Origin of the sequence: Corynebacterium ulceribovis DSM 45146 (genome assembly GCF_000372445.1) — a bacterium.
GTDB classification, from domain to species: Bacteria; Actinomycetota; Actinomycetes; order Mycobacteriales; family Mycobacteriaceae; genus Corynebacterium; species Corynebacterium ulceribovis.
Genome location: NZ_AQUY01000002.1, coordinates 434,580 through 451,474 on the forward strand (window position 1 = coordinate 434,580; position 16,895 = coordinate 451,474).

The following is a 16,895-nucleotide window of genomic DNA, read 5'->3' on the forward strand; positions in this document are numbered from 1 at the left end:
TTTATCGGTCGCGCTCGCCATCTATTTGCCGGTGGCGGCACGGGCTTGCGCTGCCCAGGCGGTATGCCGCCCAGCAATGAGCGGCTCCGACCAAGTGCCGTCCACAGGGCCGATGCGTACACCGTCGCGGCCAAGCCACTTCGCAATGGTGACCAGTTCATCTTGGTTGGCGCCGTGGAAAGGCCCGCCCTCATCTATTACTGTCGCCGCGCTCGCTTCCACCAGCGATGCCATATGTGCCGCGCCGGCACCTCGGGGCGAGTGCCCAGCCCCGGCGAGCCGTCCATAGCGAATCACCGCTAGGTTCCAGCCGCCATTGCCGTCGGGTGCTGCTGCTTGAAGCTGCGCAAGTCGGGCTAGAGAAGTGAGTCGGTGGAACCGCGAGACTACTTCAATGAGGGTGGCGGTCGCGTCGCGGAGCATGGCGGCGCGTTTGAAACGCGAGTGGGCGGCTAGGTCAGTGATGTGCGCGATGATGCGCTCGATGGGGTCGGCTCCAGAGGCCAAGCCAAGCAAGTGCCCGATGGTGGCGTCGTAGCTATCTGTGGTCAATTGCAGCGCTTGGAAAATGACGTCGGCATCGGTGCGGTTGCGGAATGGTCCTAAAGAGCGGCCTGCTCCTGCGGCGATTCCGGGACTGCGCGCGACCTTAGGCCCGGCCTGACCAACGGGCGGCACAATCCACCACCCGCGGTTCGGTTCGGTGCTGCGCCGGTTGTAGGGCGGTCGGTGGGCGGCGATGAGTTTTGCTTCCCGTACTTCAGCATCAAATCCGTGGACGCACGGTACGGTCTCCACTCTTTCGGTCAGCAGCACCATTTGGTGCATGCGGGTGCGTTTTTCAGACTGCGTGAAGTAGCTGCGCACTCGGCGTCGAATATTTACCGCTGTCCCTATATATAGAGCCTCGTTTCGTGCGCCACGGAAGATATAGACCCCGGGTCCGTCGGACAGGTCATCTGCCAGGTGTGCTTTGGCGCGAACCTTTGGGTCCACTTTCGGTGAATAGGCGGTGAGTTCATCGAGAGTGCTGACGTCTGCGGTGCCTAGCCGGGCAATGAGTTCGTAGAGGACTTCGGCTGTTGCTGCGGCGTCGTCTAGTGCGCGGTGATTCGGGGTGACTTCGGTGCCGATGAGCCGGGCAAGCTCGCCCAGTCGGTAGCTGCGCGCTTCTGATGGCGCAATGACGCGGCGGGCAAGGGCGAGGGTGTCGAGGACAGTGGGTTCTGGCCACCGCAGGCCTGTGTCGGTGCAGGCGGCGCGCAGGAAGCTGATGTCGAACTTCGCATTGTGCGCGACTAGGACGGCGCCTCGGGCGAATTGCAGGAAATCGGCTAGGGCAGTGGCGATTTGGGGTGCGCCGATGAGGTCGTTGTCAGTTATATGGGTGATTTTGGTAATCACTGCTGGCAACGGCACACCGGGGTCGACGAGTGTGTGAAAACGGCCGAGCTCTTCACCGCCGCGGGTTTTGACGGCGCCAATTTCAATGATGTGGCAGTTCGCTGGACTCAGTCCGGTTGTTTCCAGGTCAACCACCACAAAAGTTGTATTCCGCAGCGACGTGTCCGCCGCTCCGCTGTCGGCGGCAAGCGAATCGAGACTGAGTTGGGGATCGGTGGGGTTCATATCACTGCGATGGTGTCATACCGGTCAGACAAGGACGGTGCTTATTGACGGTTACGGGGAACCGAATGGCGAGAATTTGTTGTCATCTCACGAAAAAACTGGCCGAAAAACGTCAATGTGATGAACGTCACAGTAAGACTTTCTGGCTAAGTTTGAACCTGTCTGTCTAGTGGAGTGTGTGTCAATGTGTCACTAACTGGAAAATGGGGTCTATATGCGAAAACTATGTGAAGTTATCAGGAAGGCTGCAAAACCGTCTCGAAGATAACGGGAAGATAACGGAACGAAATCAAAGTTGATAACAGGATGATTACGGCTTGGTTTCGGCGCGTCATCTGGACAACGGACCGTTACCTTTCGTAATCTCCTTGTGACATTGAAACGAGGGCAACGTTCCCGAGTTCCAACGAATGAAAAACAGCCTAATCCTTTTCGCCAACGAAAAGGAGTCGGGGACCCAGTTACTTTGGGGTGAATCCTTCGCAAGAAGGTAGGGGAGCTTCCGCACTCGAACCCGTCAGCTAACCCGGCCGGCATAACAGGAAGACATTTGGAGATTTTCAATCGTGGGTAAGCACACCGCTCGCAAGACCAACACCGCCACCAAGCTCGCTGCAGGTACCGCTGCAGTTGCCGCACTGACCGTCGCAATGCCAGCAACCGCTGCTGCAGACACCATCACCATTGGTGGCCACAAGGTTCACGTGGACGGCAAGATTATGGACCAGGCACGCAGCCTGGGCATCAACCCAGAAGCTGCCGGTGGCAACGTCACCCAGCAGGCCACCATCAAGCCAGCTTCCTCCGCTAAGCAGGCTCCTTCCAACAAGGGTCAGGCAATCGTGGACGCTGCTATGTCCAAGATTGGCTCCCCATACGTGTGGGGTGCAGCTGGTCCTAACTCCTTCGACTGCTCTGGTCTGACCACTTGGGCACACCAGCAGGCTGGCATTTCCATCCCACGCACCTCCGGTGCGCAGGCATCCGCTGGTAAGCCAGTGTCCCGTGGCAACCTGCAGCCAGGTGACGTTATCTCCTACTACGGCGGTAACTCCCACGTTGCTATCTACATCGGCAACAACAAAGTTGTGCACGCTATCAACTCTGGCACCCCTGTGAAGGTCACTTCCATGGACTACATGCCATACACCACCGCAGTGCGCTTCTTCTAAGTCCGCATAGCTTTCTCGACGAGACCCGCAGCTTCCTGCTGCGGGTCTTGTTGTTTTGATGGGCACGCGCGGCTGCAATTTCGGCGTGAAAACTAATTTCTACACAATTCGCAACGCTACAAATTTCACTTGTGTCACACCCGACACAAATGGTCTCAAAGTCTTTTCCGTTTGATTACGATCTGATATAACTGCTTCAGTATCGTTATCTAAAAGCAGGTATTTTTCTGTGAACGCACGTTCTCTCCACCGCACCCGTATTGCAGCGGCCACCACCGCATTTGCAGTCCTTGCGGCCATCGCAAGTCCACTGCCAGCACAGGCCCAGGACGACCCAGCCAAGCCCGCAGCTGACACCGCCATCAGCGACATCAAACTAACTGATGACATGTCCACTGAAGAGCTCATCAGCACCTTGGAGAAGGTCTCCAAGAAAGCTGAAGCACATTCCGAGGCTGTCAACAAGCTAGAAGTTGACATTAAGGCACAGAAGAAGACGCTCAAGTCCGCCCAGAAGAACGCTGCGGACACGAAAAAGGCAGCTGAAACAGCTCGCGAAGCTGCCGACGGGAAGCGGGAAGCTGCCACCCCGATTTACCGCGCATCGCTGAACAATGTGCAGACCGACCCGCTGACCGCTGTGCTCGGCGCCACCGATCCGCAACAGGCAATCGACCGTACCGCCTACTTGAACTCCATCAACCGCGGTAACACTCAAAATTTGAAGGCAGTCAGCGAGACCACGTCGAAAGCCGGTGAACTGCACGCCCAGGCCGCTGCGCACGAAGCAACCGCTAAGTTTGAGCTGTCGAAGCTGACCATCCAAGAGAACAAACTCAAGGATGAGCGCAAGAGCCTCGACAAGCTCATCGACACCATCAAAAAGCGCATCGACGAACTGGAACCAGCAGAACTCGCCCAGTGGCGCGACCGGTTGGGGAGCATCGACCCGAAGCTCATTAAAGCTGACGCCTCGAACGTCCTAGCTGCAGGTATGACGAAGATCGGTTCGCCTTACTCGTGGGGCGCCATTGGTCCGAACGAATTCGACTGCTCCGGCCTCGTCATGTGGTCCTACCAGCAGACTGGCAAAACGATTCCACGTACTGCTGCTGCGCAGGTAGCCGGCGGCACTCCAGTTTCCCGCGCAGATTTGCAGCCAGGTGACGTGGTTGGGTTCTACTCGCCAGTGAGCCACGTCGGTATTTACGCCGGTGACGGCATGGTGCTGCACGCCTCTGACTACGGCATTCCGGTGCAGGTCGCGCCGCTGGATTCCATGCCATTTACTGGCGCCTCTCGCTACTAAAGCAACACATCCGCTACCGAAGCACTGCGGCCGCTACTCAAGTGCTACCGCACGACTAGCTGTCCGATTGGCGACGTCGCAGTCGCTACCATGAAAGCATGCGACGTACCCTGTTGGTCACCAACGACTTTCCACCGCGAATCGGCGGCATCCAGTCGTATCTCCGTGGCTTGTGCGCCTTACTGCCGCCAGACCGCATCGTGGTCCTCGCCTCCAGCTTCCCCGGCGACCTCGACTACGACCGCACCCTGCCGTACCCGGTGGTCCGGATGCCGACCGAGACCTTGCTGCCAACCCCCGGTGTGTTGGCCAAAATCAATGGGCTTATTGACGAATATGGCATCAGCTCCGTCTGGTTCGGTGCCGCGGCGCCGCTCGCTATGCTCGCGAAACCGTTGCGCGCGCAGCATCCGCATCTGAAGCTGGTGGCGTCGACCCACGGCCATGAAGTGGGGTGGTCGATGCTGCCAGGTGCGCGGCAGATTTTGGGTCGCATTGGCCGCTATTGCGACACCGTGACCTACGTGTCGCGCTATGCCCGCAACCGGTTCGCCAGTGCCTTTGGCGCTCATGTTGCGCTGGAGCCGCTGCCAGGCGCAGTGGATACGGATGTATTCGCCCCGCAGCCAATTGCACAGCCAATCACAGCAGAACCATCCGATTCGAAACCGCCGACTGTCATTTGCGTGTCCCGGCTGGTGGCCCGAAAAGGCCAAGACATCCTGATTCAGGCGTGGCCGCAGGTGTGCGCCGCCATTGCTGACGCTCGCCTGCTCATTGTGGGGCAGGGCCCCGATGAATCTCGGCTTCAGTCGTTGGTCGCTGCAAGCGGGGTAGCAGAGCAGATTGACTTCGCTGGCCGCGTGCCTGACGGCCAGCTGCCACAATTACTTTCGGACGCGGATCTGTTTGCTATGCCGGTTCGCACGCACGGTTGGGGCCTAGACGTGGAAGGCCTAGGAATTGTGTACCTAGAGGCGCAGGCGTGCGGCACTCCCGCGATTGTCGGCAATGCCGGAGGAGCTCCGGAAACCGTGCGCGATGGTGTCACCGGTTGTGTCGTCGATGGCGCTGATGTGGATTCCGTCGCCGCCACACTCATTGAGCTGCTTTCCGACCCAGAGCGCCTAGACGCCATGAGTCACGCTGCTCGGCAGTGGGCACTGGAGAAGTGGACATGGTCGGCACGGGCGAGTGCCTTGCGCCGCGTCCTGGGCCTCGAGCTAGGGCCAAACAATGACTGACGCACTGACCATCGGGTTCGACATCGGCGGCACCAATCTCCGCGCAGCGGTCGTCCGCGCCGACGGCAGCATCATTGACCGCCGCGCGACTCCCACGCCAACCACACCGAGTGGCCTAGAAGCTGGCATCGATGACATTGTCACCGACCTGCGCAATCACCACGAAATCAAGGCTGTCGGCTTGTCCGTGGCGGGTTTTCTCGACGAAAACCGGCACATCCTCCGCTTCGCACCGCACCTGCCGTGGCGCACGATTGCGCTAGCCGATCACCTTCAGCATCGGCTCGGCCTGCCAGTCGAAATGGAGCATGACGCGAACTCTGCCGGCTGGGCAGAACACCTCTACGGCGCTGCCCGCGGCGCTGACGATTGGGTTTTGCTGGCCATTGGCACCGGCATCGGCGTGGCCCACATAGCCGACGGCCGTATTCAGCGCGGCGCATTCGGTACCGCCCCGGAACTGGGCCACCTCACGGTAGTGCCGGGTGGTCGTCCATGCCCCTGCGGCAAACGCGGCTGCTTGGAGCGCTACTGCTCCGGAACGGCGCTCATCACCACCGAAGTGGAGTTATTCGGAGACAATCAGTACGCGGATGGTGCCGAAATCTTCCGCGCTGCTCGGAGGGAAGAACGCCGGGCGGTAACCGTCATCAAGCATTTTTCTACCTGGTGTGCGCAGGCGTTGGGGATGGTGTCGGACATTTTCGACCCGGAGCTCATTGTGCTGGGCGGCGGGGTAGGGGCCCAGGCCGACCTTTACCTTGACCAGGCACTTTCCTTACGGCCGCAGTATGTCACCGGTGCTGCTTATCGACGATTACCAGATGTTGTTCCTGCGACACTAGGCCCGGATGCTGGGATGATCGGCGCGGCAGCAGTGGCGGCAGGTAGTCTTGACCTGTGAACAACCGCTGGTACAAATTCTTCAAACACATCCTCATCGGGCCATTCCTTCGCCTGTGGAATCGCCCCGTGTACGTCGGTGCAGAGAACATTCCGGCTACCGGATCGGCCATCATGGCATCCAACCACCTCGCCGTGATGGACAGTTTCTACTTCCCACTGGTCTGCGACCGCCAGCTCACCTTCCTGGCGAAACAGGAGTACTTCACCACGCCAGGGTTCGTTGGGGCAGTGCAGAAGTTTTTCTTCACCTCTGTCGGCCAAGTGCCAATTGACCGCACCTCGAAGGACGCTTCCGCAGATGCGCTGCGTGCCGGGCTGAAAGTATTGGAACGCGGCGACCTACTAGGCATGTACCCAGAAGGCACCCGCAGCCCAGATGGCCGCTTGTACCGCGGAAAGACCGGCGTTGCTCGGGTCGCGCTGGCATCCGGCGCGGACCTCATTCCAGTGGCGATGGTTAACACCGACAAAGCTAATCCAATCGGCTCGTGGATTCCGCGGCCAGCGAAAGTCGGCATCATTGTGGGCAAACCAATCAAGGTAGACCCGTACCTAGCTATCGGCGACACCCGAAAAGCTGCCCGCGCACTGACTGACCGTCTCATGCTGGAACTGCAGCAGCTGTCCGGGCAAGACTACGTCGACCAGTACGCCGCCGACGTGAAGAAGGCACAAGCCGACGATGTCCCACTGCCACCTACCGACCGGCCAGGTAGCGGAAACCCGCTGGGCATCTAAAAATCCAGGCACGCTAGAGTAAAGACCGTGAAATACTTCTACGACACCGAATTCATCGAAGATGGCAGCACCATCGACCTGATTTCCATTGGTGTCGTAGCTGAAGACGGCCGCGAATTCTATGCGGTATCCACTGAATTTGATGCGTCGAGAGCTGGCAGTTGGGTGCGCACCCACGTGCTGAACCAACTGCCACCGATTTCCTCCCCCCTGTGGATGGATCGCCGCACCATCCGAGAACAGTTAACAAACTTTCTGGCGCCCACTGGCCAAGAGCGACCAGAACTGTGGGCTTGGGTCGGCGCCTACGACCATGTCGCTTTCGCCCAGCTGTGGGGCAGCATGGTGAAACTGCCGAAGTGCATGCCGCGGTGGACCCACGAACTGAAACAGCACTGGGTTGCCGCGGGTAAACCACCGCTGCCGAACGCGCCGGGCAACGCCCATGATGCCTTGGCAGATGCGCGACACAATTTGGCGAAGTATCGGGCGATTGAATCAGCGCGGCTGCAATCTATGGGCAACCACGGCCTTTAGTTGACCAACCCTCTATGCTCATAGGGGTGAGTTGGACGATTGATGTACCCGTAGATGATTTGCCAGATTTGCCACCAATGCCCGAGGGCGTGCAGGCGCAATTTGATGACGTAATTTCCCGCCCCGCGCTGCAACAGCCGAGCTGGGACCCAGAGCATGCCGCAAAGGTACGCCGAGTCCTCGAATCCGTGCCGCCGATTGTGGTGGCGTCCGAGATTCAGCGCCTGCAGTCCGAGCTGGCAGACGTGGCGAACGGCCGCGCCTTCCTGCTGCAAGGCGGTGACTGTGCGGAGACCTTCGAATCCAATACGGAGCCGCATATTCGTGCCAACATTAAAACGCTGCTGCAGATGGCGTTGGTGCTGACCTACGGCGCATCCACCCCAGTGGTGAAAATGGCCCGCATCGCCGGCCAGTACGCCAAGCCACGCTCCAAGGACATTGATGGCGACGGTCTGCTGAGCTACCGCGGCGACATTGTCAACGGTGTTGAAGCCACCGAAGCTGCTCGCGTCCACGACCCGAACCGGATGGTCCGCGCCTACGCAAACGCCGGTGCCGCGATGAACTTGGTGCGGGCATTGACCTCCTCCGGCACTGCGGACCTGCACCGCCTGCATGAGTGGAACCGCGAGTTCGTGCAGAACTCGCCTGCTGGCGCCCGCTACGAAGCGCTCGGCCGTGAAATCGACACTGGTCTGCGCTTCATGTCTGCTTGTGGTGTGGATGACCACAGCCTGAAGACCGCCAATATTTACTCCTCCCACGAAGCTCTCGTGGTGGACTACGAACGCGCGATGCTGCGCCTAGCGGACAATGAGTTCGGCGAAACCACCATGTACAACCTGTCCGGCCACTACCTGTGGGTCGGCGAGCGTACCCGCGGCCTGGAAGATTTCCACATCAACTTCATGGCCATGATTGGTAACCCGATTGGTGTGAAGATTGGCCCGACGACCACTCCAGAAGAGGCGGTCGCTTACGTCAATAAGCTTGACCCATTCAACCAACCGGGCCGACTGACGCTGACCACCCGCATGGGTAACGACAAGATTCGCCAGGCGCTACCACCAATCGTGGAAGCCGTGGAGGCTACCGGCCACAAGGTGATTTGGCAGTGCGACCCGATGCACGGCAACACCCACAACTCCTCGAATGGCTACAAGACCCGCCACTTTGACCGCATTGTCGACGAAGTGCAGGGCTTCTTTGAGGTGCACCGTGAGCAGGGATCCCACCCAGGTGGTATCCACATTGAGCTCACCGGTGAGGATGTCACCGAATGCCTCGGTGGCGCGCAGGACATTATGGATGTGGACCTGCCGGGCCGCTACGCGTCGGCATGCGACCCTCGTCTGAACACCTCGCAGTCGTTGGAGCTGGCGTTCCTCGTTGCAGAAATGCTGCGCAAGTAGAACGCTGCGTAAGTAGCTAGAACGTTGACAGGCTGACGGTATCGCCCTTGCGGACCGTCCGCCCCGACAGCGGCGACTGGAAAAACACAATCCCAGCGTCATCGGAACCAGCGCTGAGCTCAACCTTCAGCCCCAGCGCTTCGAGTTCCTTAGTGGCATCGGGCACCGACTTACCGATTAGCCACGGCACCTTCACCCGGTTCGTGACCACCAGGTCCACCCGCGGGGAATCCGGATCCACCAACTCACCGGATTCCGGGGAGGTCGCCACCACCGCGCCATCGACCAGCTTGGTTTCGGAGGTTTCCGTCACCGCGGTCACCGTCAGCCCGGCTTCCGTCAGAGTGCGCCGCGCGTCAGCTTCAGACATTCCGGCCACATCCGGCACTTCGATGGCGTTATTCACAATGACCTCCACTGGGCTGTCGTTTTCCAGGCCGGTGCCCGCCGGCGGCTCCGTTCGAATCACCTGCCCGGCAGCGACGTCTTTATCAAAGCTTTTTGACGTTTTGCCAGGGGTAAGTCCGGCTTTTTTAATGATGTCCCGAGCTGCTTCTGGTGTCGCCCCAGCCACATCAGGCACTTTTGTTGGGGCAGGTCCCTTGGACGCATGCACAGTAACCACCGACCCGACCTTCACTTCGGAGCCCGGTGGCGGAACCGCCTGCGCAATTTCCCCTTCGGGAACGGTATCGGAGTACACCGGCTCCCCGGAGCCGAGTTCTAGGCTCCGGTCAGCCAGCAGGATACGGTAGCGCTCGTGGTCGGCGCCGTCTGGGATGGTCGGAACAGTAGGTTTTCCTTTGGACACGAGCACCGACACTTCCGACCCGCGCGGTGCCCGGTCACCAAAAGGGGGATCAGTCCCCGCTACCTGGTGTTGCGCCACCGTGTCATGCCAGACATGCTTTTCGGAACCAACAAACCCAGCGGTTTCTACGCGCTGGATCGCTTGTTCACTGCTCAGGCCATAGACCTGGGGGACTTCGCCGTAGCGACCCGAACCGACCCACCATGCGCCCGTGCTAACCAGCATCGCCAGAATCAGAGCGATGACCAGCCACATCGCGCAGCCGATTTGAGTACGGGACCGAGCCGGGCGAGCTGGGGCCGGCGCCAGTTCCGTGTCGTAGCCAGGCACCTTGGGCTCATTGCCATGATCGGCGTAGGGGATAGGCGCGGCCGGACCGGGTGGTACCGCTGGCGCGATTTGGGTTTCAAACGCGCCAGTCGCTGGCTCTGCCCATTCCGCGAAGTCATCGCGGACGAGCTTTGTCGTCGCCCCAGCTGCATCGCCTGCCCCAGCTGCATCACCGGCCGCTTCTTCCGCCCGTCCTGCCGCAGTGTCCCGTGGGGTTGGCACCCGGAAATGCGGCAACTGTAGGTCCGTTGCCACATCACGGAGTGCTTCGGCGAATTCTTCCGCGTCGGCGAATCGTTCCTGCGGATCCTTCACGGTTGCTCGGCCGACCAATGCGTCAACAAGCGAAGGGACACCGGGCATCACTGACGACGGTGACGGTACATCCTGCTGTAGCCGCTGCAGGGCGATGGCGAGAGACGTGTCGCCGGAAAATGGGGTGGAGTCGGTGAGCAGCTCGAAGAGGACAATGCCGGCGGAATACACGTCGGTGGCGGAGGAAATTGCGCCACCATCGACCTGCTCGGGTGCCAAATATGCGGCGGTGCCCAAAATGACGGAGTCTTGGGTTAGGCCGGATTCGGCGCGGGCGCGCACCAGACCAAAGTCCGTGAGCTTCACCTCGCCGCGGGAGTTAATCAGAATGTTCTCCGGCTTAATATCGCGGTGCACCAACCCGGCGCGGTGGGCAGTGGCCAGCGCCGACAGCACCGGTTCCATCACCGCAAACGCAGCATGCGGCGGCATCGGGCCGCGCTCAGTGAGCAGCTCCCGCAAGGTGCCGCCGTCGACCAGTTCCATAATCAGGAAAACGTGCTCACCGTCGTCATCCTGGTCGTAGACGTTGACAATATTCGGGCCGTGCAACCGGGCGGCGGCATGCGCTTCGCGTTCCAGGCGGGCACGGAATCCCTGGTCATTGTTGTACTTCGGGTCCATGACCTTCGCAGCAACATCCCGACCCAGGCGGGTATCGGTGGCGCGGTACACAGTAGACATGCCGCCGCGGGCAATAACCGGGCCGATGCGGTAGCGGCCATTGAGCATGTCGCCGGGGCGCAACGTGGACATGGTGGCCTCCTGGAAAATGAAACTAACGCCGTCAAGTATGACCCGAAACGGCAAAGCGATGCCAACTGGGTCGAGGAAGGCGCGCTACATTGTGAGTGTGAGTAATGTACCTGCACCAGAAGAAATCCTGTCCGCCGACGAGCCGCTGCTGACCATTCCGGAAGTCGCCGACCGCCTAGGCGTCCTGGTCACCCGAGTCCATGCACTGCTACGCGAACAGCAGTTGCTGGAGGTACGAGTCGATGGCGTGCGTAAAGTTCCCGCCCGGTTGCTTAATGACGATGGCACCATCAACCGGTTCGTGCCTGGCGTGATTGCGCTGCTGTCGGACGGGGGTTTCCAGGACTGGGAAATCCTCCAGTACCTGTTTACGCCGGATGAGTCGCTTCCTGGTCGGCCAGTGGACGCGCTGCATGGGCATCTTGCCCGCGAGGTGATGCGCCGCGCTCAAGCCATGGCGCTGTAAGACCAGCAACCCGGGTCATCCAGTAGGTCAATGCCAGCGCACCGAGCGTCCATGGGATGTTGTATAGCCGGTTGTTGCCGTCGCCGGTAAAACTCAGCGTCAGGAACGCTGAGAAGGCGAAGACACACCAGATGACCCACTTGGGTGGCTTGACCGCGCCGATAAGCGTCAGCGGCGAAATGTAGTACCACGGCAATGTCACCGCATTAAATACGGTGGTGACCCCGTAGGCAGCGGAAATACCGGCAACATTGTGGCGGGTGGTGCGCTGGAATAGCAGCCACGTCACCACTAGGCCCACCATCATGAGCCCCATGGAGATTGGCCGCAGGAAGTCCACCAGCACATTGAAGGACACCGCATCGGTGAACATGCCCGCAATGGCACTGATAGTAGAAGCAACTGCCGATGGGAACGCCAGCGGGTTAATCACCTTGGTGTTGCCGGAGATTTCCGACAGCCAGCCCCAGCTGGTCCCAGAAAGTTCCGTCACGGCGGCCAGCGCCGCAATGCACACCGCAAGGTGCAGCAGCCCGTAGCCAACTAGCTCCGGCAGTCGGCGCGCAAAACCTGGCCAAGTCCAGCGCACCTCGTGGCGACGGGTCAGTGCAATCCACACAAGGAACGGCAGCGCAATAATGCCGGTGGCTTTCATCGACACCGCAAGACCAACTAGGAAAGCGCCGACAACGGCACCGCGCAACACTGGCATCCGCAGCGCCGCGAGCACCCCAAAGTTCACCAAGGCGACCATGATGGCCTCATTGTGCAGACCGCCGACAAGGTGCAGCAACACCACCGGGTTCAGCACCCCAAGCCACAGTGCCATCGCCGGATTGCCACCGACCGCGGTTGCGATCCGTGGGGTAGCCCAAGCAATACCGGCGTATCCGACCGCCGCAACAATGCTGTACACCATCACACCGAGGGTGACATTATTGCCCACCAGCGACGTAATGCCATCGCCAAGCCACAGATGCAGCGGCCCGTACGGAGTGGTTGTGTTGCGCCAGTCCATAGACACTTCAAACAGGTATGGTCCCGGCAGCACGGAGGCACCTTCGGTGTACGGGTCGAAACCTTCCCGAACCATGGCGCCTTGCATGAGGTAGGAGTACACGTCGCGGCTAAACAGCGGCGCGGCGAACACTAGCGGCACAGCCCAGTGCCACAGGCAGCGCCGAACATTGTCCAGGGTCAGTTCCCGGCCGAGCCGTGCCCATGCGTACACCATCAACACAATGCCGACGAGGACGAACATTTGGCTCAGCGCAGAGCCGTGGCCGTAGCTGAGGAAGGACAAACCGAGGCCTTCGAGCACACCGCCGCGGGCGCGGGTAGCGCCGGCGCCGTAGGACCCCACTGCCAACAACAGCCCAGCGATGAGGCCGAGTCGGGCAGGTGACGACAAGGTGTTCACAACATCAGTCCTTTGGGTCCTTAGTCTTTCGGCAGCGGCTCAAACCGGGCGGCAGCATGCGCACCGGACATCATCACCGTCGGTACCCCAATGCCTGGGGTGGTGGTCGCTCCGGCTAGCACCAGGTTCTCTGGCCGCTTCGGATGCATATTGCGTGGCCTAAATGGTCCGGTTTGCGTAACTGTATGCGCCAACGCGAATGGAGACCCGGCCCCCATGCCAGCTTGCGCCCAAGTAGCTGGGGTATCAATCCGGGCGATAGACAGCTCGGACATGTCGGAAAAACCGCGGATTTCCAGAACTTTCGCAAGATCTGCGACGTATGGTCCGGTCAGGGTGGACCAATGTAGCGCTGCCGATTCCAGATTCGGGCATGGCGCTAGGAAGGAGATCGGCTCGTGGGTTTCGCCGTCTGGGCCGGTGACAATGAACTCCGGGTTGGTGGCCGCTGGCCGTGTCACCAGCAGTGATGGGTCGGACATCAGCTGCGCGTTTTTCGGGGCAGCGATTTCCTGGAAAGTTTCTGACCACTTGGCCCCAAAGGAAATTGTGTGGTGTCGCAGCGGCTTCGCCCACGTGCTTGTCACTGCGGTCGGCAGCGTGCCATGAACAACCACAGCCGACGGCGACCAGCGGTAGCCAGCCCGGCGATGCGGCGGCGTGAACCCACCGGCATCCAACCACCGGTCCACGAGCGGTAGGTCAACGGTACTGACCACCGCGTCACACGGGAGGCTGCCCTGGTCAGTGTGCACCGCCGCGACCCGATTGCCGACGGTATCCAGGCCCGTCACGGTATGTTCCAAAAGTACTTCGCCACCGAGCTTTTTGACGGCAGCAGCCAGCAATCCGGGAATGGCTCCCATACCAGGGCCGGTGGCTGACACCGTCGGGTAATAGACACCCATCGAGGTATCCATATGCGCAATCATCGCGTACACCGCACGGGCATCATGCGGGGAGACCCCGGCGTACAGGGATTGAAAACTAAAGACTCGGGCAAGATCGGGGTCTTTAATGAACCGACCAATTTGCCGTTCCAAGGAGCTCAGCCCGCCGAGCTGCAGCAGCTCGCCCATTCCCGACTTCAGGGCAGTGGTTTGCCACATATCCGACAGCTTGTCGAAGTCGGAATTCATGAACGGGAATGCTGTGGAGTACATCTGCTTGAGCCACTTGCGTAGGGCGAGGTAGCGCCGGGCAGCCGCCGGACCGTCGCCATTGCGGCTGGTGGTAAACCGAGCGATTTCCTCGGCCATCCGGTGCGGGTCTGCCATGACGTCAATGTGGTCACCGCTGTGGTGGCCGCCCGCGAATTCGGCGTAGTAAGTCGGGGAGATGCGGCGGAGCTCAAAATCTGGGTCGACATCGTCAATCCGCAGGCCCGCGGAAGCCAAAGTGGATTCCAGCAGGGTCGGCAACGTCAGCACCGTGGCGCCGGTGTCGAAGCGTGCCTTAATGTGCGGCATGCCAGTGTCCGAACCACCAGCGGTCCGGCAGGTGGTGGCGAGCAGTTCCGTTTGGCAGCGGCCGCCGACCTGGCTGCCTCGGTCCACGACGGTGACGTGGTGGCCGGTAGCGAGCAGTCGGACAGCGGCAGTCAGACCGGATAGGCCTGCGCCGATGACAACGACCGTGCCGGTCGGGTAGGGAACTTGACGACGTAGTGACATAAGTGGGTTCTCCGACTTATTTGGTGCGGTGTCCCGTAGCCTGCTCGGCAAGGTCAGCCAGCTGGGCGCGGATATCAGGGTTAATCGGGGCAGATGCTAGAGCTGCAACACCGGATTCGGTGAGCTCTGTGATGCGCCGCTCCACAATATCGGCTGCACCAGAGTGGTGGATAATCTCGCGGAGCTCGTCAACGTCCGCCTGTGCGCGAACGGTCCCAATGCCGGCGCGAAGCTTCGCGGCGGCCGCCGGGTCGTGCTCGTCACAAAGCTTCAATGCTGTACCAAAAAGAACGGTGCGCTTACCTTCCCGCAGATCGTCCCCGGAACCTTTACCCGTCGCGGCGGGATCGCCGAAGATGTCGAGGTGGTCGTCACGAAGCTGGAAAGCGATCCCCACATCGTGGCCAAAAGTGCGGTACGCGCGGACAATATCCTCCGAGGCATCAGCCACCGCGGCGCCCAAATGCAGCGGGCGTTCGACGGTATAGGCGGCAGTTTTGAAACGATATACCCGCTCAGTGTCCGTCGTCTTCTCCGATGCGGCGGCCTCCAACGCAATGTCCAGCAGCTGACCGCCCAGCACCTCAGTGCGCATCGCCGACCACGGGCCGATCGCGCGGCCGAAAGCGTCGGGGGACAACCCAGCGGTCATCAGCATGTCATCAGCCCACGCCAACGCGATATCGCCCACCAGGATGGCCACCGATTCACCGTACTCGTCGGAACTGCCTGCCCAACCGTGCTCAGCGTGGGCGGCAGCAAAGCGCCGGTGAACCGTGGGGAAACCGCGACGAGTTTCCGACGCGTCAATAATGTCATCGTGGATCAGCGCACAGGACTGGATCAGCTCGAGCGCAGAAAACGCAGCCACGACCGCCGACTCCGACTCGGTGGACGTATCCGAATCGACTGCACCGAGGTAACCGAGCCACGCGAACATCGGACGCAGGCGTTTGCCACCGGTCATTGTGAAATCGCGGAGCGCACCGACCGCCTCCGTGAACTTCGGATCGATGCTTTCGACATGGTTGGCACGCGAATCGAAAAACTCAGATAAAGCGGTGTCAACAGCAGTGCGCATTGATATCACGGTTGATGAAGCTCCATTCGTAGACGGGGGCGAACTGTTAAACGAGCTCACCCCACTAAGATACCTATCCATGAACAGCGACTCGACCCCGGTAGCACCGAAACAGCGCGGCATTTGTGATGTTCTGTCCTTGCCGTCGCCTGGAAAAGTGCCTTTCTCAGTGGAATTCATGCCCCCTCGCGATGAGGCCGCAGCTAACCGGCTCCATGAAATGGCCATCGGTATGCACGACTTGGGCGCCGCATTCGTCGCTGTAACCTACGGCGCCGGCGGATCGACCCAAGACCTGACCATGGATGCTGCGGTGCGGATGAAAGACCAACCGCTCACCACGCTGTTGCACCTGACCCTGGTCGACCACACCGTAGAAGAACTACAAGAAGCACTCCGCAACCATGCCCGCCGCGGCCTGACCAACTTGTTGGTACTGCGCGGTGACCCACCGGGAGACCCAATGGGCGAGTGGACGACCACCCCGGGCGGCCTGACCTACGCCTCGGAACTGATCGAACTGATTAAGTCGATGCCGGAATGCCAAGACTTTGAGGTGGGTATCGCCAGCTTCCCAGAAGGGCACTACCGAGCCGCTGACTTAGAAGCCGACACGAAGTGGACGCTGCATAAACTGCGCTGCGGCGCGGAGTACTCCGTCACCCAAATGTTCTTTGATGTTGACCACTACCTGCGGCTGCGGGACCGACTGGTGGCTGCCGACGCTGAACAGGGCGCCAAGCCGATTATTCCGGGCATTATGCCGATTACGTCGCTGCGGTCGGTTCGTCGCCAGATGGAACTATCCGGCGCGGAACTGCCGAAGCACCTAGAGAAGCGGTTGGTGTCCGCCGCTGCCGGCGATGAAGTGGCCAACCGGGAAGCAATTCGGGAAGTGGGCATTGAAGTGTCCACTGAGATTGTCGAACGCCTCATCTCGGAGGGGGTGCCAGACCTGCACTTCATGACCATGAACCATCCGCGGGCGACGCAGGAAGTGCTACACAACGTGGGCATGGCACCGGCCTGGGGTGGCGCCGGGCACGATATGGTCCGCGGCGGCTTCTAGCGCGGCGACCGCCGTTTCAGCGCT

General features: G+C 60.5%; 14 protein-coding genes and 1 riboswitch. Of the genes, 9 read left to right on the top strand and 5 right to left on the bottom strand.

Annotated elements, in window-relative coordinates; all coding sequences use genetic code 11:
* Positions 1-21: 21 nt before the first annotated feature.
* Positions 22-1,629, bottom strand: a complete 1,608-nt coding sequence (locus A3EC_RS11780; protein ID WP_051061026.1) for a DEDD exonuclease domain-containing protein — start codon at positions 1,627-1,629, stop codon at positions 22-24.
* 409 nt (positions 1,630-2,038) lie between these two features.
* Positions 2,039-2,180, top strand: a riboswitch (cyclic di-AMP (ydaO/yuaA leader).
* 15 nt (positions 2,181-2,195) lie between these two features.
* Here A3EC_RS11780 and A3EC_RS0107635 point away from each other — a divergent pair.
* The 7 genes from A3EC_RS0107635 to A3EC_RS0107665 all read left to right on the top strand — a co-directional run bounded on the left by A3EC_RS0107635 (position 2,196) and on the right by A3EC_RS0107665 (position 8,950).
* On the top strand, positions 2,196-2,801 hold the full coding sequence (locus A3EC_RS0107635; RefSeq protein WP_018024590.1) for a C40 family peptidase: 606 nt from the start codon (positions 2,196-2,198) through the stop codon (positions 2,799-2,801).
* Positions 2,802-3,030: 229 nt separating this feature from the next.
* Positions 3,031-4,110, top strand: a complete 1,080-nt coding sequence (locus A3EC_RS0107640; RefSeq protein WP_018024591.1) for an NlpC/P60 family protein — start codon at positions 3,031-3,033, stop codon at positions 4,108-4,110.
* Between the two features lie 98 nt (positions 4,111-4,208).
* A complete protein-coding gene (locus tag A3EC_RS0107645) occupies positions 4,209-5,354 on the top strand; it encodes a glycosyltransferase family 4 protein (RefSeq protein ID WP_018024592.1) in 1,146 nt (381 codons plus the stop codon).
* Positions 5,347-6,258, top strand: coding sequence for an ROK family protein (locus A3EC_RS0107650; RefSeq protein WP_018024593.1), 912 nt, complete (start codon positions 5,347-5,349; stop codon positions 6,256-6,258). The genes A3EC_RS0107645 and A3EC_RS0107650 overlap by 8 nt, the downstream gene beginning before the upstream one ends.
* Positions 6,255-6,998 carry a lysophospholipid acyltransferase family protein gene (locus tag A3EC_RS0107655; protein WP_018024594.1) on the top strand — a complete coding sequence of 248 codons (744 nt, stop codon included), beginning with the start codon at positions 6,255-6,257 and terminating at the stop codon, positions 6,996-6,998. The genes A3EC_RS0107650 and A3EC_RS0107655 overlap by 4 nt, the downstream gene beginning before the upstream one ends.
* A 27-nt stretch (positions 6,999-7,025) precedes the next feature.
* Entirely contained in the window at positions 7,026-7,535 is a 510-nt protein-coding gene (locus tag A3EC_RS0107660; RefSeq protein ID WP_018024595.1) for a polyadenylate-specific 3'-exoribonuclease AS, read from the top strand.
* Positions 7,536-7,561: 26 nt separating this feature from the next.
* Positions 7,562-8,950 (top strand): class II 3-deoxy-7-phosphoheptulonate synthase, encoded by a 1,389-nt coding sequence (locus A3EC_RS0107665; protein ID WP_026162307.1) that lies wholly within the window; start codon positions 7,562-7,564, stop codon positions 8,948-8,950.
* A gap of 16 nt (positions 8,951-8,966) precedes the next feature.
* Here A3EC_RS0107665 and pknB read toward each other — a convergent pair whose 3' ends face one another.
* Positions 8,967-11,162 (bottom strand): Stk1 family PASTA domain-containing Ser/Thr kinase, encoded by a 2,196-nt coding sequence (pknB, locus tag A3EC_RS0107670; RefSeq protein WP_018024597.1) that lies wholly within the window; start codon positions 11,160-11,162, stop codon positions 8,967-8,969.
* Between the two features lie 97 nt (positions 11,163-11,259).
* Between pknB and A3EC_RS0107675 the strand changes: the two genes are divergently transcribed.
* Positions 11,260-11,628: an Rv2175c family DNA-binding protein gene (locus tag A3EC_RS0107675; protein WP_156812886.1), complete on the top strand. Its 369-nt coding sequence runs from the start codon at positions 11,260-11,262 to the stop codon at positions 11,626-11,628.
* On the opposite strand, the gene A3EC_RS0107680 is transcribed toward A3EC_RS0107675, so the two are convergent.
* Genes A3EC_RS0107680 through A3EC_RS0107690 form a run of 3 tightly spaced genes read right to left on the bottom strand, consistent with a single transcriptional unit; the run spans position 11,531 to position 15,802 of the window.
* Complete coding sequence (locus A3EC_RS0107680) at positions 11,531-13,048, bottom strand: alpha-(1->6)-mannopyranosyltransferase A (RefSeq protein WP_018024598.1); 1,518 nt, start codon at positions 13,046-13,048, stop codon at positions 11,531-11,533. The genes A3EC_RS0107675 and A3EC_RS0107680 overlap by 98 nt on opposite strands.
* A gap of 20 nt (positions 13,049-13,068) precedes the next feature.
* Entirely contained in the window at positions 13,069-14,721 is a 1,653-nt protein-coding gene (gene crtI / locus A3EC_RS0107685; RefSeq protein WP_018024599.1) for a phytoene desaturase family protein, read from the bottom strand.
* 16 nt (positions 14,722-14,737) lie between these two features.
* Positions 14,738-15,802, bottom strand: coding sequence for a polyprenyl synthetase family protein (locus tag A3EC_RS0107690; RefSeq protein WP_018024600.1), 1,065 nt, complete (start codon positions 15,800-15,802; stop codon positions 14,738-14,740).
* Between the two features lie 79 nt (positions 15,803-15,881).
* On the opposite strand from A3EC_RS0107690, the gene A3EC_RS0107695 reads away from it, so the two are divergent.
* Positions 15,882-16,871, top strand: coding sequence for a methylenetetrahydrofolate reductase (locus A3EC_RS0107695; RefSeq protein ID WP_051061049.1), 990 nt, complete (start codon positions 15,882-15,884; stop codon positions 16,869-16,871).
* Positions 16,872-16,895: the final 24 nt, after the last annotated feature.